Annotated in this window: 22 protein-coding genes; 8 read left to right on the top strand and 14 right to left on the bottom strand. The window is 65.0% G+C overall.

Features of this window, described 5'->3' with window-relative positions:
* Positions 1-7 precede the first annotated feature (7 nt).
* Positions 8-769 carry a glutamate racemase gene (locus ACW2Q0_RS16175; RefSeq protein ID WP_457190832.1) on the bottom strand — a complete coding sequence of 254 codons (762 nt, stop codon included), beginning with the start codon at positions 767-769 and terminating at the stop codon, positions 8-10.
* A 79-nt stretch (positions 770-848) separates the two neighbouring features.
* On the bottom strand, positions 849-2048 hold the full coding sequence (locus ACW2Q0_RS16170; RefSeq protein ID WP_457190829.1) for an NAD(P)/FAD-dependent oxidoreductase: 1200 nt from the start codon (positions 2046-2048) through the stop codon (positions 849-851).
* Between the two features lie 234 nt (positions 2049-2282).
* Here ACW2Q0_RS16170 and ACW2Q0_RS16165 point away from each other — a divergent pair, with 234 nt between their 5' ends.
* Entirely contained in the window at positions 2283-2639 is a 357-nt protein-coding gene (locus ACW2Q0_RS16165; protein WP_457190827.1) for an SPW repeat domain-containing protein, read from the top strand.
* A 5-nt stretch (positions 2640-2644) separates the two neighbouring features.
* Positions 2645-3268 (top strand): TetR/AcrR family transcriptional regulator, encoded by a 624-nt coding sequence (locus ACW2Q0_RS16160; RefSeq protein WP_457190825.1) that lies wholly within the window; start codon positions 2645-2647, stop codon positions 3266-3268.
* Between the two features lie 68 nt (positions 3269-3336).
* On the opposite strand, the gene ACW2Q0_RS16155 is transcribed toward ACW2Q0_RS16160, so the two are convergent.
* From ACW2Q0_RS16155 to hppD, 8 genes are all read right to left on the bottom strand, one after another.
* A complete protein-coding gene (locus ACW2Q0_RS16155) occupies positions 3337-4146 on the bottom strand; it encodes an alpha/beta fold hydrolase (RefSeq protein ID WP_457190823.1) in 810 nt (269 codons plus the stop codon).
* Positions 4147-4280: 134 nt separating this feature from the next.
* Positions 4281-5471, bottom strand: coding sequence for an elongation factor Tu (gene tuf / locus ACW2Q0_RS16150; protein WP_457190821.1), 1191 nt, complete (start codon positions 5469-5471; stop codon positions 4281-4283).
* 115 nt (positions 5472-5586) lie between these two features.
* The gene (fusA, locus tag ACW2Q0_RS16145) at positions 5587-7689 is read right to left on the bottom strand and encodes an elongation factor G (RefSeq protein WP_457190818.1); all 2103 of its coding nucleotides are present in this window, start codon (positions 7687-7689) and stop codon (positions 5587-5589) included.
* 140 nt (positions 7690-7829) lie between these two features.
* Positions 7830-8300 carry a 30S ribosomal protein S7 gene (gene rpsG / locus ACW2Q0_RS16140; protein WP_014353063.1) on the bottom strand — a complete coding sequence of 157 codons (471 nt, stop codon included), beginning with the start codon at positions 8298-8300 and terminating at the stop codon, positions 7830-7832.
* Between the two features lies 1 nt (position 8301).
* The gene (gene rpsL, locus ACW2Q0_RS16135) at positions 8302-8676 is read right to left on the bottom strand and encodes a 30S ribosomal protein S12 (protein ID WP_014353064.1); all 375 of its coding nucleotides are present in this window, start codon (positions 8674-8676) and stop codon (positions 8302-8304) included.
* 449 nt (positions 8677-9125) lie between these two features.
* Positions 9126-9683: a DUF3558 domain-containing protein gene (locus ACW2Q0_RS16130; protein ID WP_457190816.1), complete on the bottom strand. Its 558-nt coding sequence runs from the start codon at positions 9681-9683 to the stop codon at positions 9126-9128.
* An 11-nt stretch (positions 9684-9694) separates the two neighbouring features.
* Positions 9695-10222 (bottom strand): DUF3558 domain-containing protein, encoded by a 528-nt coding sequence (locus tag ACW2Q0_RS16125; protein ID WP_457190814.1) that lies wholly within the window; start codon positions 10220-10222, stop codon positions 9695-9697.
* A 186-nt stretch (positions 10223-10408) separates the two neighbouring features.
* Positions 10409-11617 (bottom strand): 4-hydroxyphenylpyruvate dioxygenase, encoded by a 1209-nt coding sequence (gene hppD / locus ACW2Q0_RS16120; protein ID WP_457190812.1) that lies wholly within the window; start codon positions 11615-11617, stop codon positions 10409-10411.
* A 159-nt stretch (positions 11618-11776) separates the two neighbouring features.
* Between hppD and ACW2Q0_RS16115 the strand changes: the two genes are divergently transcribed.
* The gene (locus tag ACW2Q0_RS16115) at positions 11777-12301 is read left to right on the top strand and encodes an Lrp/AsnC family transcriptional regulator (RefSeq protein ID WP_457190810.1); all 525 of its coding nucleotides are present in this window, start codon (positions 11777-11779) and stop codon (positions 12299-12301) included.
* A 419-nt stretch (positions 12302-12720) separates the two neighbouring features.
* Here the strand turns inward: ACW2Q0_RS16115 and ACW2Q0_RS16110 are convergent, their stop codons facing one another.
* On the bottom strand, positions 12721-13695 hold the full coding sequence (locus ACW2Q0_RS16110; RefSeq protein WP_457190808.1) for an NADPH:quinone oxidoreductase family protein: 975 nt from the start codon (positions 13693-13695) through the stop codon (positions 12721-12723).
* A 145-nt stretch (positions 13696-13840) separates the two neighbouring features.
* Here ACW2Q0_RS16110 and ACW2Q0_RS16105 point away from each other — a divergent pair, with 145 nt between their 5' ends.
* Together ACW2Q0_RS16105 and ACW2Q0_RS16100 are read left to right on the top strand one after the other, a co-directional pair.
* Positions 13841-14164 (top strand): type VII secretion target, encoded by a 324-nt coding sequence (locus tag ACW2Q0_RS16105; protein ID WP_457190806.1) that lies wholly within the window; start codon positions 13841-13843, stop codon positions 14162-14164.
* Between the two features lie 17 nt (positions 14165-14181).
* Positions 14182-15312 (top strand): transglycosylase SLT domain-containing protein, encoded by a 1131-nt coding sequence (locus ACW2Q0_RS16100; protein ID WP_457190804.1) that lies wholly within the window; start codon positions 14182-14184, stop codon positions 15310-15312.
* Positions 15313-15896: 584 nt separating this feature from the next.
* Here ACW2Q0_RS16100 and ACW2Q0_RS16095 read toward each other — a convergent pair.
* Positions 15897-16094, bottom strand: a complete 198-nt coding sequence (locus ACW2Q0_RS16095) for a hypothetical protein (protein ID WP_457190802.1) — start codon at positions 16092-16094, stop codon at positions 15897-15899.
* A gap of 131 nt (positions 16095-16225) precedes the next feature.
* On the opposite strand from ACW2Q0_RS16095, the gene ACW2Q0_RS16090 reads away from it, so the two are divergent.
* A complete protein-coding gene (locus ACW2Q0_RS16090; protein ID WP_457190800.1) occupies positions 16226-16993 on the top strand; it encodes an acyl-[acyl-carrier-protein] thioesterase in 768 nt (255 codons plus the stop codon).
* A gap of 42 nt (positions 16994-17035) precedes the next feature.
* Here ACW2Q0_RS16090 and ACW2Q0_RS16085 read toward each other — a convergent pair whose 3' ends face one another.
* Positions 17036-18706, bottom strand: coding sequence for an FAD-dependent oxidoreductase (locus tag ACW2Q0_RS16085; protein WP_457190798.1), 1671 nt, complete (start codon positions 18704-18706; stop codon positions 17036-17038).
* Between the two features lie 136 nt (positions 18707-18842).
* Here ACW2Q0_RS16085 and ACW2Q0_RS16080 point away from each other — a divergent pair, with 136 nt between their 5' ends.
* On the top strand, positions 18843-19334 hold the full coding sequence (locus ACW2Q0_RS16080) for a SixA phosphatase family protein (RefSeq protein WP_457190796.1): 492 nt from the start codon (positions 18843-18845) through the stop codon (positions 19332-19334).
* A gap of 12 nt (positions 19335-19346) precedes the next feature.
* On the opposite strand, the gene ACW2Q0_RS16075 is transcribed toward ACW2Q0_RS16080, so the two are convergent.
* Positions 19347-19550, bottom strand: a complete 204-nt coding sequence (locus ACW2Q0_RS16075) for a hypothetical protein (RefSeq protein ID WP_364396495.1) — start codon at positions 19548-19550, stop codon at positions 19347-19349.
* Between the two features lie 60 nt (positions 19551-19610).
* On the opposite strand from ACW2Q0_RS16075, the gene ACW2Q0_RS16070 reads away from it, so the two are divergent.
* Positions 19611-19979 carry a VOC family protein gene (locus ACW2Q0_RS16070; RefSeq protein ID WP_457190793.1) on the top strand — a complete coding sequence of 123 codons (369 nt, stop codon included), beginning with the start codon at positions 19611-19613 and terminating at the stop codon, positions 19977-19979.
* Positions 19980-20236 lie beyond the last annotated feature (257 nt).

The following is a 20236-nucleotide window of genomic DNA, read 5'->3' as shown; positions in this document are numbered from 1 at the left end:
GCCCGTCCTACCCCTGCGCTCCGAGAATCCGCCCCGACTCGAAGGCCGCCGCGCTGGAGGGCAATGTGCCGGGCCGACCACTGTTGCGCACCCGCACCTCGCCATTGCCGGTGGTCGGCCTGCCGAGTGCCTCCATCCGCCGAATCGTCTGCGCCGCAACGGCTTGCGCACTGTCGAACAGTCGCACCCGGTCCGGCAGCGCGGCCACGATGGCATCGACGACCAGCGGATAGTGGGTACAGCCGAGCACCACACCCTCCACATCGTCGGGCGTCTGTTCGGCCGCGCGCGCGATCGAATCACGGGCCGCGACCAGGTCACCGCGATCGATGGAATCCGCCAAACCGTGGCAGGCGATGCCGACCACCTTCGCATCGCCGCCGAAGCGGGCGATCAGATCGGCCTGATATCGGCTGGCGGTGGTCGCCGCGGTGGCCCACACCGCGACCGATTTGCATACCGCCGCGGCGGGTTTGATCGCGGGGACCGTGCCGATCACCGGGATATCCGGCCCGACCTCGGCGCGCACCTCATCCAAGGCGGTGACGCTGGCCGTATTGCACGGCAGCACGAGGACTTCCGCGCCGAGCCGGACCGAGCTGCGCGCTGCGTCGACCACCCGGTCGGTCACCCACTGTTCCGGCTTGGGACCCCACGGCGCGCCATCCGGGTCCAGCTGGAGTAGCAGGTCGACATCGGGCCGCAGCTTGCGCAGCCAGGCGGCCGTGGGCAGCAACCCCAGCCCGGAATCGATGAGCGCGACGATCACCCGACCACCGTATTACAACCGATAACCGCGCCCTATTCGGCCGCCGAGCTGGCTGTTTCGCGCGACCTGGGCAATATCGCTACGACTGGGTGGCCGCGAGCAGATCCGCGATCGGCGCTCCCGTCGCGATCTTCGCACGGACCTTCATCACCTGACCGGTCATACCGGCGCCGACCACCCCGGTCAGATTGCCCTGCTGCGAGTAGTAGGCAAGGAATTTGCGGCCGTCGTCGGCGACGACGTGGATTTCGTCGTCCGCGCGCGGGGTACCGAGCGCCTGAATCTTCACGTCGTACTGATCGCTCCAGAAGTACGGCACCCGCGCCGCGGTCGGCGGTTCGGCGCCGAGCAGCGCGCACGCCAGCAGCCGCGCCTGCTCACCGGCATTGGTCCAGTGCTCGACGCGCTCGCGCTGCCCGGTCGCGTGCAGCCAGGCGGCCACATCGCCGACCGCCCACACCCCCTCGACCGAGGTGCGCCCCACCTCGTCCGCGAGGACACCGCCCCCGGCCGACGGCTCGCCGAGTGCGATACCGGAATCGGCGAGCCATTCGGTCACCGGTCGGGAACCGACACCGATGACCACCAGATCGGCGGCCACCTCGCTGCCGTCGGAGAGCCGGGCCCCGCGCACGTGATCGTTATCGGCGAGCAAGGTGTCCAAGCCCGTTTCGCAGCGCAGATCGACGCCCTCGTCGCGATGCATTCGAGCGACCAGCGCACCGATCTCGGCACCGAGCACTGAGGCCAGCGGCGTCGGCTGCGGTTCGATGAGGACAACGTCGACGCCGCTGGCCCGGAAGCTCGCCGCGAGTTCACAACCGATGAATCCGGCTCCGACCACCAGGACCGTGTGAGCGCCGGACAATTCCTCGCGCAGCGCGGCGGCGTCGGCATGGCCGCGCAGCACATGCACGCCCCGCAGATCGGGCAGTCCGGGCAGGCGGCGCGGCCGCAGGCCCGTCGCGATGATCAACTCGCCGTAGTCGAGCGTGCCACCGTCGGCCAGGCGCACCTGGCGCACAGCGGTGTCGACGCCGACCGCCTCGGTACTCAGCCGCAGGTCGATCTGCTTCTCGTCGAAGAATTCGGCCGGGCGCAACGTGGTGTCGTCGGTTTCGCCGCGCACGAACTGCTTGGACAGCGGCGGGCGATCGTAGGGCAACCGCGACTCTTCGCCGACGAGGATCAACTCACCCCTGTACCCGGCGCGGCGCAATTCCTCCGCCGTACGCAAACCGGCCAGACCAGCTCCGATGATCACAATCGGCCCGTTCATCCGGCTATCCCTTCGGTAGTGCCTGGCGCGCACCGGGTCGAGTTGGCATCCACCACTGAGCGTGACACTAAGACCGACCCTAACGTTTGCTTGGTCGCACATCGCCGTGCGGGCCTTCACTGCGCACCATCAGGACCTATCGGTGCGCAATCGTATCCCTAACTATATTGATCGGTCGGTCAATCAGAGTTAGATCTGAGTCAGGAGAACAATTCAGAGCCTGAGGAGGCACATATGTTCACCGAAAGTCGCGCACAGGACTTCTTGGCCGTTGTACTGGGCGTCTTCACCGCGCTGTCACCCCTGTGGGTGGACACGAACGACAACGCCAGGTGGACGCTGATCGTTCTGGGCGTGCTCATCGCCCTCACCGGCTTGGCGCAGATGTATCGGGCGACCCTGACGGCCGCTGACTACGCGATGGGCCTTTTCGGCGCACTGCTGTTCGTTTCCCCGTGGGCGATGAACTTCACCGACTACCGCGGCGCATCCTGGACCGCATGGATAGTGGGCGTGGTGACGGTGGTGGTCGCGGTCGCGGCGCTGCCGGCGATGTCGGCCCGGTTGCACGATATGGCGCCGCACCACTGATGCAGATGCCGAGACCTCGGCGCGGCGGGCGTCGTCGTAGCGCGAAAGTCGACGGCGACGCCCGTCAGCTCATTCTCGATGCCGCGGAACGACTGTTCGCGGCGCAGGGATTCGATGCGACCGCGACAGCGGCCATCGCCGAGGGCGCCGGTGTTCCCAAGGGTCTGGTCTTCTACTACTTCCCCACCAAGGACTCGATTCTGTCCGCGCTGATGGCCGAGCGGGTGCCCGCCCAGCCGATCGCCGATATCGGCACCGTGATCACACCGGGCGATCCGGCGGCCAGCCTGATCAATCTCGATGCCGCGCTCAATCTGCGCGATCACCGTTCGTCGGTGCTGCGCGTGATCATGTGGCGCGAGGCCGATACCCATCCCGACGTGCGCCGCCAATTGCGCCGGCTGCGCGATCAACTGCTCGACGTCACCGCCCGGGTGCTGCAGGCCAGCGCGCCCGTCCCGGTGCAGCCCGGCACGCTGCGCGCATGTGCCGCGGCCTGGGTTTCGGCGATGTTCGCCATCGCCAGCAGCGATCGACTGCACGCGCTCGACGGGCTCCCGCTGCCGACCGCGGATGAAATCTGTAACGTCGCCCAGGTCGTCGCAGCGGGTATGACGCAGCTCGGCTGAGCACCGAAATCTGAAAGACTCGCATTCTCAATGCGGGTCTACGATGCGTGTCCGGCACCGAGGAACTGCTAGTCGGCGAGGAAGGCGACAGCATCGGGGGCGAGCCGCTTCACAACCCCGATATGCGTGGTGTCCGGATAAATGATCAACCGCGAGTTCGGGATGCCATCGGCGGTGCGGCGGAAGGTCTCCGTGCTGTAGGCGCCGTCACGGTCGCCGCCGAGGACCAGCGTCGGCGCGACGATATCGCCGAGCCGCCCGCCGAGGTCGAACCCATCCTCGGCGCGGATGAAGGCCAGCGTGTCCGCCGGATTCTTCGGGCGCGCAAGGGGATCGGCCAACCAGAAACCCGCCGCAGCGATGCGCTGCGCGATCGACGATGTAGAGCCGACGGCGGCCATATGGTGCAGTGCGCGTTTACCCGCGTAGGCCGCCTCGCCGTAGGCCAGTTGCGCCGCGCGGGCGGCGTCTTCCAGGGTGTAGCCGGACGAAGCGATGATCAGTCGGCGCACCGCGTCAGGTCGGTCCGCCGCGAGCTGCAGCGCCAGCGATCCCCCCGAGGAGACGCCGAGAACGTCGACAGGCGTATTGAATTCGGCCCACAGCGCATCCGCATGCTCGGCGGCGATATCGGCCATCGTCGTCCCCTCGGCCATACCGGGCGCACGGTTCACCGCATACACCCGAAAATGTGCCGCAAGCGGTGCCAACGTCTTGATTTCGGCCTGACGCATCCACCCGGTCGGATTCGCGTGATCCGGCGTGAACCACCGCAGAAACACCAGTGGCCGCCCCGCGCCGAGCGCGAGATACGGCATCCCGTGTACCAACGTCCCCTCAGTAACGTCCAGTGCGGTGGACAGCGCCGAACTTCTCATCGCATCCTCCGATCATCCGGTCTTTACCCTCCTTTGCCGGACGTTAACCCCGCCTGCGAATCGAATTCCCTCCCGAAACGCCGAACGGCGCCGCCCCTTTCGGGGCGACGCCGTTGGAAAAGCGATTCAGTGAATCACTTGATGATCTTCGTGACGCGACCGGCGCCGACGGTGCGGCCACCCTCGCGGATCGCGAAGCGCAGACCCTCGTCCATGGCGACCGGCTGAATCAGCTTGACGGACATCTCGGTGTTGTCACCGGGCATGACCATCTCGGTGCCCTCGGGCAGGGACACAACGCCCGTCACGTCCGTGGTACGGAAGTAGAACTGCGGACGGTAGTTGTTGAAGAACGGGGTGTGGCGGCCACCCTCGTCCTTGGACAGGATGTAGGCCTGACCCTCGAACTCGGTGTGCGGGGTGGTGGTGCCCGGCTTCACGACGACCTGGCCACGCTCGACATCTTCGCGCTTGATACCACGAACCAGCAGACCGACGTTGTCACCGGCCTGGCCCTGGTCGAGCAGCTTGCGGAACATCTCGATACCGGTAACGGTGGTCTTGGTGCTCTTCTCGCGGATGCCGACGATCTCGACTTCCTCGTTCACGTTGATGATGCCACGCTCGACACGACCGGTGACGACGGTGCCACGACCGGTGATCGTGAAGACGTCCTCGACCGGCATCAGGAACGGCTTGTCGGTCTCACGAACCGGGTCCGGGATGGACTCGTCGACCGCGTTCATCAACTCGACGATCGCCTCGGTCCACTTCGGGTCGCCCTCGAGCGCCTTCAGACCGGAAACGCGCACGACCGGCGCTTCCTCGTCGAACTCCTGGGCGGCCAGCAGCTCGCGGACCTCCATCTCGACGAGCTCGAGGATTTCCTCGTCGTCGACCATGTCCGACTTGTTCAGCGCGACCAGGATGTAGGGCACGCCGACCTGACGAGCGAGCAGCACGTGCTCACGGGTCTGCGGCATCGGGCCGTCGGTCGCGGCGACCACGAGGATGGCACCGTCCATCTGCGCCGCACCGGTGATCATGTTCTTGATGTAGTCGGCGTGACCCGGCGCGTCGACGTGGGCGTAGTGGCGCTTCTCCGTCTGGTACTCGACGTGGGAGATGTTGATCGTGATACCACGAGCCTTCTCCTCCGGCGCCTTGTCGATCTGATCGAACGCGAACGCCGCGTTCAGATCCGGGTACTTGTCAGCCAGCACCTTGGTGATCGCTGCGGTCAGCGTGGTCTTGCCGTGGTCGACGTGACCGATGGTGCCGATGTTGACGTGCGGCTTCGTCCGCTCGAACTTCGCCTTCGCCACTTGGTGTCCTCCTGGACTTGTTGGTGCGTGCAGTTGCAGCAGTGCGGTTTACATATTGGGGGTCGTGCATGACTCCCGGCTGATCGGGGCAAGTCTTGCACCTGCCCCGATCGGACTATTCGCCGGTCGCCTTGGCGATGATCTCCTTCGACACGTTGGCCGGAACCTCCGCGTACGAATCGAACACCATGGAGTAGTTCGCCCGGCCCTGGGTCTTCGACCGCAGATCACCGATGTAACCGAACATCTCCGAGAGCGGAACCAGCGCCTTGACGACACGGGCACCACTGCGTTCCTCCATGGCCTGGATCTGGCCACGGCGGGAATTCAGGTCGCCGATCACATCGCCCATGTAATCCTCGGGCGTGATGACCTCGACCGCCATCAGCGGTTCGAGGATCACCGGACCGGCCTTACGGGCCGCTTCCTTCAGGGCCTGCGAGCCGGCGATCTTGAAGGCCATTTCCGACGAGTCGACGTCGTGGTACGCGCCGTCGAGCAGCGTGACCTTCAGGTTCACCAGCGGGTAGCCCGCGAGCACACCGTACTGCATGGCGTCCTGCGCACCCGCGTCCACCGAAGGGATGTATTCGCGGGGCACGCGGCCACCGGTGACCTTGTTCTCGAACTCGTAGGTCGCGCCGTCCTCGCCGACGAACGGCTCGAGGGCGATGATGACCTTGGCGAACTGGCCGGAGCCACCCGTCTGCTTCTTGTGGGTGAACTCGAGCTTCTCGACCGGCTTGGTGATCGTCTCGCGGTAGGCCACCTGCGGCTTGCCGACGTTCGCCTCGACCTTGAACTCGCGCCGCATGCGGTCGACGAGGATGTCGAGGTGCAACTCGCCCATACCGCCGATGACGGTCTGGCCGGTCTCCTGGTCGAGCTTGACCGAGAAGGTCGGGTCCTCTTCGGACAGACGCTGGATCGCGGTGCCCAGCTTCTCCTGGTCGGACTTGGTCTTCGGCTCGATGGAGACCTCGATGACCGGGTCCGGGAAGGTCATGGACTCGAGCACGATCTGGTTCTGCGGATCGCACAGGGTGTCACCGGTGGTGGTGTCCTTCAGGCCGATGACCGCGTAGATGTGACCCGCGCCGGCCTCGGTGACCGGGTTCTCCTTGTTGGAGTGCATCTGGAACAGCTTGCCCAGGCGCTCCTTCTTGCCCTTGGTCGAGTTGATGACCTGGGCACCGGAGTCGACCTTGCCCGAGTACACGCGGACGTAGGTCAGCTTGCCGAAGAAGGGGTGCACGGCGATCTTGAACGCCAGCGCCGCGAACGGCTCGCTGGTGTTCGCGTCACGGTGGATGATCTCCTCTTCCTTGCCCGGGACGTGGCCGTCGGTGCCACCATCGTCCAGCGGGGTCGGCAGGTAGTCGATCACGGCGTCGAGCATGGGCTGCACGCCCTTGTTCTTGAACGCCGAACCGCACAGAATCGGGTAGAGCTCGGAGTTGACCGTCATCTTGCGGATGGCGCCCTTGATCTCCTCGATCGAGAGGTCTTCGCCGCCGAAGAACTTCTCCAGCAGCGCCTCATCCGATTCGGCGACGGTCTCGAGCAGCTCCTGACGGTACTGCTCGGCCTTCTCCGCGAGGTCGGCCGGGATCTCTTCGATCTCGTACTTCTCGCCGAGCTTGGTCTCGCCCTTCCAGACCTTGGCATTCATCTCGACCAGGTCGACGATGCCCTCGAAGGTGTCCTCGGCGCCGATCGGGAGCTGGATGACCAACGGCTTGGCGCCGAGACGGTCCTTGATGGTCTGCACGGTGAAGTAGAAGTCCGCACCGAGCTTGTCCATCTTGTTGACGAAGCAGATCCGAGGCACGTTGTACTTATCGGCCTGACGCCACACCTGCTCGGACTGCGGCTCGACACCTTCCTTACCGTCGAACACCGCAACGGCGCCGTCGAGCACGCGCAGCGACCGCTCCACCTCGACGGTGAAGTCGACGTGCCCGGGGGTGTCGATGATGTTGATCTGGTTGTTGTTCCAGAAGCATGTGGTGGCCGCGGAGGTGATGGTGATACCACGCTCCTGCTCCTGCTCCATCCAGTCCATGGTGGCGGCGCCATCGTGGACTTCACCGATCTTGTAGGTGATGCCGGTGTAGAAGAGGATGCGTTCAGTTGTGGTCGTCTTGCCCGCATCAATGTGGGCCATGATGCCGATGTTGCGGACCTTGTTCAGGTCGGTGAGCACGTCCTGTGCCACGGAAATCTTCCCCGCTCGTAGCTAGTTGGGATTTTCGGGGACGACCCGGTGGTCGTCTCTATGTCAACGCCGGAAGCGGCAGGTTAGTGCCGCATTCCGACTCTGCCTCCCGACCCAGAAAACGACGGGCCGGGCAGACGTCACCAGCGGTAGTGCGCGAAGGCCCGGTTGGATTCGGCCATCTTGTGGGTGTCCTCACGGCGCTTCACCGAAGCACCGAGACCGTTGCTGGCGTCGAGCAGTTCGTTGGCGAGGCGCTCGACCATCGTCTTCTCGCGCCGGGCGCGCGAGAAGTTGACCAGCCAGCGCAGCGCCAGGGTGTTGGCGCGGCCGGGACGAACCTCGACCGGCACCTGGTAGGTGGCACCACCGACGCGGCGAGGCTTCACCTCGAGCGACGGCTTGACATTGTCGAGCGCGCGCTTGAGGGTGACGACCGGATCGGTGCCGGTCTTCTCGCGCGCCTGCTCCAGCGCGCCGTAGACGATGCGCTCGGCGGTGGACTTCTTGCCGTCCAGCAGGATCTTGTTGACCAGCTGAGTAACCAGCGGCGAACCGTAGACCGGGTCGTTGATCAGCGGACGCTTGGGTGCGGGGCCCTTGCGTGGCATATCAGCTCTTCTCCTTCTTGGCGCCGTAACGGCTGCGGGCCTGCTTGCGGTTCTTCACACCCTGGGTGTCGAGCGAGCCACGGATGATCTTGTAGCGGACACCCGGAAGGTCCTTCACACGACCGCCGCGGACGAGCACCATCGAGTGCTCCTGCAGGTTGTGGCCCTCACCCGGGATGTAGGCCGTGACCTCGACCGCGCTGGTCAGGCGAACACGCGCGACCTTGCGCAGCGCGGAGTTCGGCTTCTTCGGGGTGGTGGTGTACACGCGGGTGCACACGCCACGACGCTGCGGGCTCCCCTTGAGGGCCGCGGTCTTGGTCTTGGCGACCTTGTCGCGACGACCCTTACGGACCAGCTGGTTGATGGTTGGCATAGACCGGCTTTCCTTAATTAGTTAACGCGGTGTCTGGAACTTCATGTCTGTGTTCAATTCGCGATGCTCGTGGGGCCCTTCGTGGTCACGCTCCGCTACCTCCTTCGGGCCCGTCACTCCCATCGCCGTGTTCAATTAGCAGCGCTCTCGGGACCCTCCGTGGTCACGCAAGCTGCCGCCTCCGGGTCCGTCGTTCACGCTGCGGTCATCGAGCTTTCACTCGCACGTCCGGCCGCGTTTCTCGCGTCCCGAGGTCGGGCGTGTCGCACGCAAGAAATATCCCCAATTCCGGGCACGCCGGAAAGGTCAGCCGCTCTCGCTGGCCTAAGTTTGCGCACGAACTTGCCCGCATGCTTCCGGGCACAGCGATCCACGATACCCGTGGACGCGACACAGCGTCAAAGTGGGGGTCGGTTGACACCTCCCACGGACCGCAACGACCTGCCAGGTTACCGCGCCAGATTCAGCGTCAGCTCGACCAATTTCTGGGCACCGGCGCACGGATCGGGATGGCCGCCGGGACGGTAGTTGATCCACCAGCCGATGATGCCGGTGTCGGCCGCGCCCGCACTCACCCCGCACGAGTCGGGATCGTTCGGACGTGTCGTCTTCAGCCCACGCCGCCCCTGCACGGTGATGTTCTCGGTGTTGTAGCCGAGCTTGTCGTTATTGGATTTCTCGTTGTTCAGCGAGCCTTCCTCGTACCAGTTGAGCGTCACCATGGCCGTGCCGCCCGGCGCGTCCTCGACATCCCACATGCACACCGCGCCGTTGAAGGATGGGGACACGACCGTCGCATTGCCGACCGCCGCACCGATCTGGTCGAGTCCGACCACCTCGCATTCGCGCAGCAGCTTGTCGAAATGGGTATTGATCGTGGTAGTTCCGCTGCCACCCGCCGGATGCGCCGAACCCTTGACGGTTTTGCCACAGCCACTCGCGGACAGCGTGACCGCGAGCACCGCGGCGGTCACGGCCGCGACGCGCAGACCAGGACGTGAACTCATCCGCATTCCCCTCACTGCAGCCGCTGCACGGTCAACTCGGCCAGCTTGCGGGTCCGATCACACGGATTGCCCTGCTCGGAGAACAGTCCGTAGGACATCGACCATTCGAAGAAATCGTCATTGAGCTGCACTGCCAGATCGCAGACCGAACCGTTGGGATCCAGTGCCTGGAAACCCTTGCGGCCACCGACATCGATGGTGTCCGGATTGCGCCCGACATTGGATACCCAGGCTTTCTCGCGGTCGATCGGACTACCCCGATAGGACGCGAAAGTGACACTCGGCGAAGCGAGTCCAGCGGATTGGAAGTTGCACCCGACCGAATTCCGGTACACCCGAGCGAGTTGGGGCAGCCCGGCGATATCGCGCACCTCTTGATCGGTGACATGACCGCATTCACCGACGAACGGCCCGAGCGCCGCGACCTTCGGCGGCGGGCGCAGCGGGGAGTTCGAGGAATCGGAGTCCCCGTCCGAGCCGCAGGCCGACAACGTCAATACCAAGGCCAGACCGGTGATGATCGCCGACGGGATCCGCATGCCGTGAACTCTACTGAGTTTTTGGCCGCGCGGGCGCGGCGTGTTCGCGTCTCTGTCTGCGTGCAGCGCCTTCGGCGCTGCGTGTTCGCGGCCCGGAATGTCGGTATCGCGGAGCGATTCGATGGGGGGTGGCGGTTGGGCGACGGGGTGGTCGAGTCCGTGCGCACCTCGCCGCTTACCGGGCGCTTACAGGTTTCCTCTCGCCGCTTGTTCGCGCTCTATCGCCTGGAACAGTGCCTTGAAATTGCCCTTACCGAAGCCGAGTGAGCCGTGGCGTTCGATGAGTTCGAAGAAGACCGTCGGGCGGTCGGTGAGCGGTTTGGTGAAGATCTGCAGCAGGTACCCGTCCTCGTCGCGGTCGATCAGAATGCCGCGGCGCTGCAGCTCCCGCACCGGGACGCGGACGTGACCGATGCGGGCCCGCAGTTCGGGATCGGAGTAGTAGGTGTCCGGCGTTTCGAGGAATTCGACGCCCTCGCGGCGCAATACGTCGACGCATTCGAGGATGTCGCCGGTGGCCAGCGCGATGTGCTGTACGCCTGGGCCGCGGTAGAACTCGAGGTATTCGTCGATCTGCGAGCGCTTCTTACCGATCGCGGGTTCATTGAGCGGGAACTTCACCCGGTGATTGCCATTGGCCACCACCTTGCTCATCAGCGCCGAGTATTCGGTCGCGATATCGTCGCCGACGAATTCGGCCATATTCGTGAATCCCATGACGCGGCGGTAGAACTCGACCCACTCGTCCATCATGCCGAGCTCGACATTGCCCACGACATGGTCGATGGCCTGGAACAGCCTGGTCGGGGTGCCGACACGGGGCTGATAGCCGGAGCGACGGGCGACATATCCCGGCAGGTACGGACCGTAATACCCGGAGCGGTCGATCAGCGTATGCCTGGTCTCGCCGTAGGTGGCCAGGGCCGCCGAGCGGACCGTTCCGAATTCGTCTGTGTCATCGTGTGGTTCGACGAGGATCGTCGCGCCGTGCGTGCGCGCCCACGCGATACAGCGGTCCACATCCGGAACCTCGAGCGCGATATCGACAATGCCGTCCCCGTGCCGATCATGATGCGCGACCAGCGGGCTGTCCGGGGCGACCGCACCGGTGATGACGAATCTGGCCGCACCGCTGCGCAGCACATAGGCCTTGCGATCGCGGTTGCCGGTCTCCGGGCCCGAGTAGGCCTCCAGGCGCATACCGAAAGCGGATTGCATGAAATGCGCGGTCTGGGTCGCGTTGCCGACCACCCAGACCAATGCGTCCCAGCCGATGACCGGGAACGGATCCACGCTGTCGTCGTGATCGACCAGTCCAACCAGGCGGCGCAACTCACCGTCGGTGGGCAGCGGGCCGCTCTGTCGTTGGCTATCCGGCAGGTGCTCGATGGTCATGATCCAAGGAAATCGCCGCCCCTTCGGATAGGCAACATCATCGCTTTTGGTTAGCCACAATGGCGAAATCGGCTAGCACATCACCCCTGATGCTGGACAATTTGAATAGCATCACAAGTGACCTGCACCACGCCGATCGCGTCCTGAAGGGAGGCCGTCATGTCGCGTACGCCCGCGAAACTGGATGAACTCGATCTCGCTATCCTCACCGCGATGCACGAGTATCAGAAGGCAGGCATTCTCGAACTGTCCCGGCGCACCCGGGTCGCCAGGGCCACCGTCCAGTCGCGGATCGGTCGGATGGAGGAGTCGGGCGTCATCTGCTCCTATGATCCGCGGATCGACGTCACCGCAGCGGGTTTCGATGTGCAGGCCTTCGTCACCTTGGAGATCGCTCAGGGTGCGCTGGATACGGTGGCGGCCGAACTCGACGCGATTCCCGGTGTGCTGGAAGCATATGCGACCACCGGCTCCGGCGATGTGCTGTGCCGGATCGGCGCGGATTCCCATGCCGGACTGCAGGCGGTGTTGCTGAGCATCGACCGGACGAGTTCGGTGGTGCGCTCGCACAGTGTGATCGTGCTGTCGACGGTAGTTGCGCACCGGACGCTGCCGCTGTTGCGCACACTGACACCGACCGGAACCACCAAAGCGCCCGCGTACCGGGACAACTCGGAGCGCTGACCCCATCTAGGCTCGTACATCCAGTGTCACCGGAGTACGAGATTTCGATGAGCGAGCCTGCCGAATCCACCACCGCAACACTCCATGCCCGCGCCACATGGGCGGAATTGCCCGCGGTACGGGTCGGACGTCGAGCACGTTCGACGTAGTGCCGGATGGTCAGGGCCGCGGACCGGCCCCCAAGTCCAGTATTTCGGCGCTCGGCCGCTTGTCGGCCTCCAGGAATGCGGCCAGAGCGTTGGCTTCGGCGTCCACTGCGTCGCGCTCCGCGACCGTAGAAACCCGCGAGGAAGCCGTCGACCAGGATCGGTGACACCGCGGTGGCGAATGCGCGCAGGGGTGGGGCCGTGCCAACGGGGACGATTCTGGCTCGGGCGCCGTTCGTCGACCGGTCGGGATTCGTGCGCGGCGGCTCGTGGTCAGCGCAGGGTGACGACTACCTTGCCGGTGGCGGTGCGGTTGTCGAGGGAGGCCACGGCCTCGGCGGCGCGCTCCAGCGGGTAGAGCACCGGCTCGGGCGGTGCGATCTTGCCGGAAGCGAGCAGGGGCTCGACCTCTTCCCACTGCTCGGTCAGGTAGCCGGGATGGGTCATCATCCATTCACCCCAGGCCGCACCGATCACCTCGACATTCTTGAGCAGCAGTCGATTCACCTTGACCGTAGGGATTTCACCGGCGGTGAAGCCGACCACCAGCAGGCGGCCCGCCCGAGCGAGGCTGCGGATGCTGTCGGTGAACCGATCGCCGCCGACCGGATCGAGCACGATATCGACACCGCGGCCGCCGGTCAGCTCCTTGACGGCCGCCAGCCAACCATCGGTCAGCACCACATCGGTGGCGCCGTTGGCACGCGCGACCGCCGCCTTCTCCTCGGTGCTCACCACCGCGATGACCCGGCCCGCACCCAGCGCGGCCGCCATCCGCAGCGTCGAGGTGCCGATGCCGCCGGCGGCGCCGTGCACCAGCACGGTCTCCCCCTCGGCCAGCCTGCCGCGGTTGCGCAGGCAGAAGTGCACGGTCAGATCGTTGAACAGGATTCCAGCCCCCGCTTGCAGAGATACGTTGTCCGGCAACCGGAAAACCATCTGCGTCGGCGTGACCGCCACCTCGGCGATAGCATTGCCGAGAATCGTCAGCGCGACCACCCGATCTCCCGTCGCTACGTGCGCGCCCTCCGGCGCTTCCCGCACGATTCCCGCGATCTCGCCGCCGACGACGAACGGCAGTTCGGGCTTCATCTGGTACAGACCCCGCGTCATCAACACATCGGGAAAAGCCACCCCGGCCGCGTGCACGTCGATGACCACGCTCCCGGAATTCGGCGCGGGCTCCGGAATCTCGACGATCTCGATCGCTTCCGGCCCCTCCAGCTTGCTGACCTGGGCTGCGCGCATATGCCGACCTCTCTGTCCACTCGGCGACACCCACATCATCACCGATGTCCTGACCAACCTAATCGCCCCGCCCGGCCCCTGCCCACACCACCTCTTTTTGTTATGCTGACCGCGACCTGAGGTGGGGACGAAGGGGGAGTTTTTCGTGGTAGAGCAGATGGATCCGGGTACATTTCGGGTCGACGTCGGCGCGCTACAGACATTCGCCAAGAATCTCGGCGATGAGGCGGGCAGCATCGAGAGGCTCAATGCCGGTGACGGTTTCAGCGTCGCGGCGAACGCACTGCCCGGCACGCAGTTCGGAACCGCCGTGCAACCAGCCACCGATGCCGTCAACCGCAACCTGATCCGAATCGGCGAGCGCCTCGAAAAGATCGCCTCGATGACCCACAACGCCGCGGGCGCCTTCGAAGTCGCCGAGACCGACTTCACGAACAACCTGAAGACGATCGGTCTGCAACTGCCATGACCCTCAGTCTCGATGATGTGGCGAAGTGGGAGCCGGAGCTCCTCACCACTGCCGGAAACAACGCGCTGAAGATTTCGACGGATCTCGATGCCGCGGTCCGCAAAGGAACAGAAGACACCGCGAAGCTCGGAACCGACAAGGTCTGGTCCGGTGCCGCGGCCGCGGCGGCCAACACGCGAATGGGAACCGAGCAGACCCGCGCCTCCGAAGTCAGTACGCGATTGCACGAACTTCAGACGGCGTTTCAGGCCGAGGTGGGTCGACTGCAGTACCTCAAGGACGAGATCGTCAAGCTGCGCAACACAATCCAGACCGCCTCGCCGGTTCCGGCGGACGGCCAGGGTCTCATCACCGGCTTCCCGGTGAACCCCGACGGAACCATCGATCCCGCAACCCGGATCGCCGAGTTACTCGGTCCATTGTCCAGCCAGGACAACCAAAACGCCGACACCCAAAACCTCACGATACGTGCCCAGACCGACGCCGCGAACTGGTCGAACCAGATCACCTGCAAACTGAAGGAAGCGGAGCAGGCAGCCAACGACGCAAAAGTCAAGGTGGACACCGCCGTACAGAACCTGGAGAAGGCCTTCGACGGCCTCGGTGACCCGAATCTCGCTGCGTCACAGCCCCGGAGCACCAGCACGACACCGGCCACCACCACAATCTCCAACTCGAGCAAGCCCAGCTATGTGTCGGGCAACCACGCCGGCAGTGGCTCCGCAACCTCCTCCGGCAGCTCGCATTCGGGCAGCGCGACGTCCTACAACGTCCCCACCACCATGCCCACCGGCGATCAAAAGAAGTGGATCGAGGAAGCCATCAAGGCGCTGCGCGAAAAGGGCTACAACATCAGCGACGGCGACGCCGCGATCATCGCCGCCATCATCGAGAAGGAATCCGGCGGCGACCCCAACGCGATCAATCTCTGGGACAGCAATGCCGCGGCGGGCATTCCATCGAAGGGCCTGATGCAGACCATCGACCCGACCTTCAACGCTTACAAATTGCCCGGACACGACGACATCTGGAACCCGGTCGACAACATCATCGCCGGATCTCGGTACGCGATAGAGAGATACGGTTCGTTGAGCAACGTTCCAGGCATCGTTGCCATGAGTCAGCAGAAAGGCTACGTCGGCTACTGATCAGTGCGACCCAATCCTACGGATTACTGGGTGTTCGCCAGCACCGCGTACTGAGCGACAACCCGTTGTTGCGCGTCGTACGACTGCGCGCTCTCGAGGTCGCGGTGCACCATGCCCGCGCGGTGGGCCTCCAAAAGCACCGAGGCCAGGGCCCGCCGTGAGCAAACGGAGTCCGCCCAATGGCATCGGGCCGAATTGGTCGACGGCGGCGCGTAGGGATGGGCCCGGGACGAACACCGAGGCCAGCCATGGTTCGGCGGCATCGGGATCGGCATCCATGACCGCAGCCGTATATGCGCCGGTGACGCGCTGTGATGCCGGGACTTCGAGGCGGAAGCGGGCGCGGAATTCCGGGTTCTGCGCCAGGTGGCGGTGAATCATTTTGACTGCGACGAGTCGTCCCGTCCGGAGATCGACCGAGCAGCACCCGCCCATCGCCCGCTGCCCGACAACGGCGATCAAGCGGTGGCGACCCGCCATGCGCGGATCGTGCGGCCCCAGTGGTGTCAAACCTCGCCCGTCCCCTCGGTCCTCCCGGGCATCGTACCGGCAGGATCGCCGGGCGCCCGCCCGTGGCCGAACGTTCAGGCGAAACTCTGGTCGCGTTCGGCGAGGGCGGTACGGAGTTCGGCGATGGCGGTGGGACCGACGCCGTGCAGTGCGACAAGATCACGTTCGGTCCATGCCGACAGGTCGGCCAGGCGGTGGATTCCGGCGGCGGCCAGGGCGCGTTCGGCCGGTTTGCCGAGTTCGGCGGGCAGATCCGTATCAGATATGGCCACATACTGCCCTGGCGGCACGCCAGCTGTGGGTAGAGGCGGCTCGACGCGAGTGTGTGACGTACGCCCCGTAAAGTCGTCTCAGAACAGCAGCGTAAAAGAACGCGGCACACCGTGCAGCGCGAGGAGCACCAGTGTCACTCGATCAGCCACTCGCCCCGCTTCCCCAGGAGGGCATGGGGTTTGCGTCGGCGTGGCCCATCCGGGCGGGCGATGTAGATCCGTACAACCGCTTGCGGTTCGACGCCGTCGCACGTTATCTGCAGGATATTGCGTGGGAACAGCTGCAACAGACGAATCTGCATACCACCGATCCGAGCTGGATCGTCCGTCGCACGGTCATCGACGTCATCCGTCCGATCCTGTGGCCCGACGAGGTGCGGCTGTTGCGGTGGTGCTCGAGCATGTCGACCCGGTGGACCAATATGCGGGTGCGCATCACCAGCGCGAACGGCGGATTGATCGAGACCGAGGGCTTCTGGATCAATATCAGCGAGTCCAACAATATGCCCGCCAGGATCAGCGACGACGGCCTCGCCTACCTGGCACAGACCACCAATGAGCACCGGCTGCGCTGGCGGCCGTATCTCACCGACGCCACCCCGCCGGAATCGGATACCGATATGCCGTTCCCGGTTCGAGCCACCGATATCGACCAGTACAACCACGTCAACAACGCCTGTTACTGGCAGGCGGTGGAACAGTTCCTGGTCGACTACCCCAAGCTGGTCGCGGGGCCGTATCGCGCGGTGATCGAGTATGTCGCACCGGTGCTGGCACGTCAGCATGTCACCGTGCGTAGCCGCTACGAACCGGGCGACGGTTCCGGCCGGCCGGTGCTGCGGTTGTGGTTCGTGGTCGGCGGCACCACCACGACCGTCGTGCGCATCATGCCGCTGTAGGTAAAACCGGCTCCGATCACCTGGAACGAAGCCGGTCCCTGCTCAGCCGCGCGCGGCCTTGAGCAGATCCTCCCGGGTGGTCAACTTGACCCGCGGCCGGCCCGACGCCTTACCCGCGGACCTCTCCGCCGAATCGATCGCCTTCCAGCCCTCACGGTCGACCAGATCGGCCTGCCGCTGTGCGAGCAGCGCCTTCAGCGCGGCCCGATCCGCCTGTGGCACACCGAGTTTGCCTGCGGTGAAGTCGGCGATGAGCTGCTCGACGGTCTCCTCGGAGTCGACGCGGTTGGAGCCGATGACACCGCGCGGACCACGCTTGATCCAGCCGCTCACATACACACCGGGCAGCGGAACACCGTCCGCACCGATTACCCGGCCGTGCTCATTGGGCACGACCGCACGACGCTCGTCGAAGGGCAGATCCCGGATCGGTTCGCCCTTGTAGCCGATGGAACGCAAAACCAGTCCGGCGTCCAGGGTTTCGCTACGATCGGTCGCGCGCGCCACCAGTTGGCCATTCTCGCTGACCAATTCGTTGTGCGAGAACTCCACCGACTCGACGCGATCGGCACCGTGCAGTGCCGTCGGCGAGACCAGATAGCGGAAGACGATCCGCTTATGCCCCGGGTTGCGACGCCCGACCGCGTACTCCTTCGCGAGGGTGTACTTCAGCTCCAGCGACGGCTCGACTTCGGGATCGTCCAGCAGTGCCTGGCTGCCCGGGTCGAGCGCCAGGTCGGCCTCCTCGACGACGACGTCGACGCCCTTCAGATGCGTCAATGCCAGGAACTCCGGCGAGGTGTAGGCGGCCTGCAGCGGACCGCGCCGACCGAGCACGACGACCTCGCGGATATTGCTGCCGCGCAACGCATCGAGGGCGTGATCGGCAATATCGGTCTTGGCGAGTTCGTCCGGGTCCACCGTCAGCACGCGGGCGACATCGAGCGCCACATTGCCGTTGCCGACGATCACCGCGCGCTCGCCGGACAGGTCGAATTTGCGATCCGCGTAGTCCGGATGGCCGTTGTACCAGGCGACGAATTCGGTCGCGGAATGGCTGCCCGGTAGATCCTCGCCCGGCACACCCAGCCGCCGGTCGGAGGACGCGCCGACAGCGTAGATAACCGCGTGGTGGTGGGCCAGCAGTTCCGCGTGGGTGATGTGCGAGCCGACCTCCACATTGAGGTAGTACTGCAGTGTCTCGCGCCGGAAGGCGGACTCGAACAGCCCGGATACCGTCTTGGTGACCGGGTGGTCGGGGGCGACACCCGCACGCACCAGACCCCACGGCGTCGGCAGCCGATCGAACATCTCGATCTCGACATCGCAGCGGCGCAGCAACTCGTCGGCCGCGTAACAGGCCGCCGGCCCTGCGCCGACGATCGCGACGCGCAGCGTGCCGAGCTCCTTGGGCGGACGCGCGGGCGTGACGATCGGATCGAAGTTCGATTCGAGTGGATGCCGTTGGAAGTAGGCGGCGTTGATGTCCCGGAACCTGGCCAGCGACGCGGTCAGATCGTCCTCGGAGAAGATGGCCTCCACCGGGCACGCGTCGACGCAGGCACCGCAGTCGATACAGGTGTCGGGGTCGATGTAGAGCATCTCGGTCGTCGCGAATTCCGGCTGCTCCGGGGTGGGACGAATGCAATCAACCGGGCACTCTGTGACGCAGCTGGCGTCGTTGCAACAACGCTGCGTGATTACGTAGGCCATATTGTGCAGATCCTCGAAAATGTAGCTGGGCTGGTAGCCACCCAAGGGGTCGGGAGCGTCATCGTGATGTGATGCCGCTTTCAGTTTGCCTCGAGTGTGTTCGAGGCCTCACCTCTGGAGGGCTTACGGTATCTCCATGGTGCGGACTCTTATCCTCATGCGGCACGGTAAGTCGGCCTATCCCGACGGTATCTCCGATCACGAGCGCCCGCTTGCTCGGCGTGGTAAGCGCGAGGCCGGACTTGCCGGTCAGTGGTTACGCGCGACCCAGCCGCCGATCGATGCGGTACGGTGCTCGACCGCTACCCGCACGCGGGAGACGCTGGCCGCCACTAGGGTTACCGCGCCGGTGATCTACGAGGCGGGCATATACGAGGCCTCGCCGCGCACGCTCATCGAATTGGTCCAGCTCAGCGATGACGATGTCACGACGCTGCTGATCATCGGACATGCGCCTGGATTGCCGTGGACGGCATGGGAGTTGGCGAGCAATCACGATTCCGAACCGGCGATCGAGCTCAGCCGGAAGTTCCCCACGTCGGCGCTGGCGGTACTCGAATTCGACCGGCCGTGGGCGCAGGTGGACGAGGGCACCGGTGATCTGGTGCGCTTCCACATCCCGCGCTGATCGCGGGTGCGGTCAGCGCAGTAGCTTGCCGCCGACGACCACGACGACGCCGAGGACGACGAGCAGCACGAACGCGGCGAATCCGCCGAGCAGCCACCACACGACGCCCAGCGCCAGCACGAACGGTGCCACCGCGATAGCGGTGATCACCGGGCTTTCTTTGACCGTCGCCCAGGCCGAGCGCGCCCTGATCCGGTCGATGTCCTTACCTGGCATGTCACCAGAGTAGGTGCGAAAACTCGTTCTCGCCGTCGAGCCGGGTGGGATGCTCAGCAGATGGATTGGAAAATCGAACTCGTCGCGATTCCGGTGACCGATGTGGACCGCGCCAAAGACTTCTACACCAAGATCGGCTTCAATGCCGACCACGACCACCGCGTCAGCGAGAGTCTGCGCTTCGTCCAACTGACCCCGCCCGGTTCCGGCTGCTCCATCTGTATCGGCGAGGGCATCACCGAAGCCGCACCGGGCAGCGTCGAAGGCATGCAAATGGTTGTCGCGAGCGCCGAGGACGCCTACCAGCAGCTGATCGCGGCGGGTGTGGAGGCCACCCCGGTGAAGGATATGGGCTGGGGCCTGTTCACCTTCTTCGCCGACCCCGACGGCAACAAATGGGCCGTTCAGGAGTTGCCCAAGCGCGAATAAGGCCGCGGTACCGGCTCACGTCGATCATCGCGGCGCAGCAGACGCGCGGCGATGACCACGTTCGGTCCACGTCAGCCCAGCTGATCCAGCCGAATCGTCAGCGGACACGGTGAATTGGTCGTGAAGTCGCCGGCCACCTCGCCAATATCGACGTAACCGAGTTCATCGGTGAGCATGAAAGCGAGCAGACCGTGATTCGGCAGAATTGAGGCTTGCTTGGAGTGTGCTCCAGGTGGCTAACGTCGGTTGTGTTCATC

Source organism: Nocardia citri, from assembly GCF_054065835.1.
Note: the sequence above shows the minus strand (reverse complement) of the source record. Positions and strands in the feature narration are given on the sequence as shown.

What these genes read in the sequence shown, in the direction of transcription:
- rpsG (WP_014353063.1), bottom strand. Translation starts at nt 8,300, where the DNA reads ATGCCACGCAAGGGCCCCGCACCCAAGCGTCCGCTGATCAACGACCCG.
- hppD (WP_457190812.1), bottom strand. Translation starts at nt 11,617, where the DNA reads ATGACCATCGAGCACCTGCCGGATAGCCAACGACAGAGCGGCCCGCTG.
- ACW2Q0_RS16160 (WP_457190825.1), top strand. Translation starts at nt 2,645, where the DNA reads ATGCCGAGACCTCGGCGCGGCGGGCGTCGTCGTAGCGCGAAAGTCGAC.
- ACW2Q0_RS16075 (WP_364396495.1), bottom strand. Translation starts at nt 19,550, where the DNA reads ATGCCAGGTAAGGACATCGACCGGATCAGGGCGCGCTCGGCCTGGGCG.
- ACW2Q0_RS16080 (WP_457190796.1), top strand. Translation starts at nt 18,843, where the DNA reads ATGGTGCGGACTCTTATCCTCATGCGGCACGGTAAGTCGGCCTATCCC.
- ACW2Q0_RS16125 (WP_457190814.1), bottom strand. Translation starts at nt 10,222, where the DNA reads ATGCGGATCCCGTCGGCGATCATCACCGGTCTGGCCTTGGTATTGACG.
- rpsL (WP_014353064.1), bottom strand. Translation starts at nt 8,676, where the DNA reads ATGCCAACCATCAACCAGCTGGTCCGTAAGGGTCGTCGCGACAAGGTC.
- ACW2Q0_RS16115 (WP_457190810.1), top strand. Translation starts at nt 11,777, where the DNA reads ATGTCGCGTACGCCCGCGAAACTGGATGAACTCGATCTCGCTATCCTC.
- ACW2Q0_RS16110 (WP_457190808.1), bottom strand. Translation starts at nt 13,695, where the DNA reads ATGCGCGCAGCCCAGGTCAGCAAGCTGGAGGGGCCGGAAGCGATCGAG.
- ACW2Q0_RS16085 (WP_457190798.1), bottom strand. Translation starts at nt 18,706, where the DNA reads ATGGCCTACGTAATCACGCAGCGTTGTTGCAACGACGCCAGCTGCGTC.
- ACW2Q0_RS16170 (WP_457190829.1), bottom strand. Translation starts at nt 2,048, where the DNA reads ATGAACGGGCCGATTGTGATCATCGGAGCTGGTCTGGCCGGTTTGCGT.
- ACW2Q0_RS16165 (WP_457190827.1), top strand. Translation starts at nt 2,283, where the DNA reads ATGTTCACCGAAAGTCGCGCACAGGACTTCTTGGCCGTTGTACTGGGC.
- ACW2Q0_RS16070 (WP_457190793.1), top strand. Translation starts at nt 19,611, where the DNA reads ATGGATTGGAAAATCGAACTCGTCGCGATTCCGGTGACCGATGTGGAC.
- ACW2Q0_RS16130 (WP_457190816.1), bottom strand. Translation starts at nt 9,683, where the DNA reads ATGAGTTCACGTCCTGGTCTGCGCGTCGCGGCCGTGACCGCCGCGGTG.
- ACW2Q0_RS16155 (WP_457190823.1), bottom strand. Translation starts at nt 4,146, where the DNA reads ATGAGAAGTTCGGCGCTGTCCACCGCACTGGACGTTACTGAGGGGACG.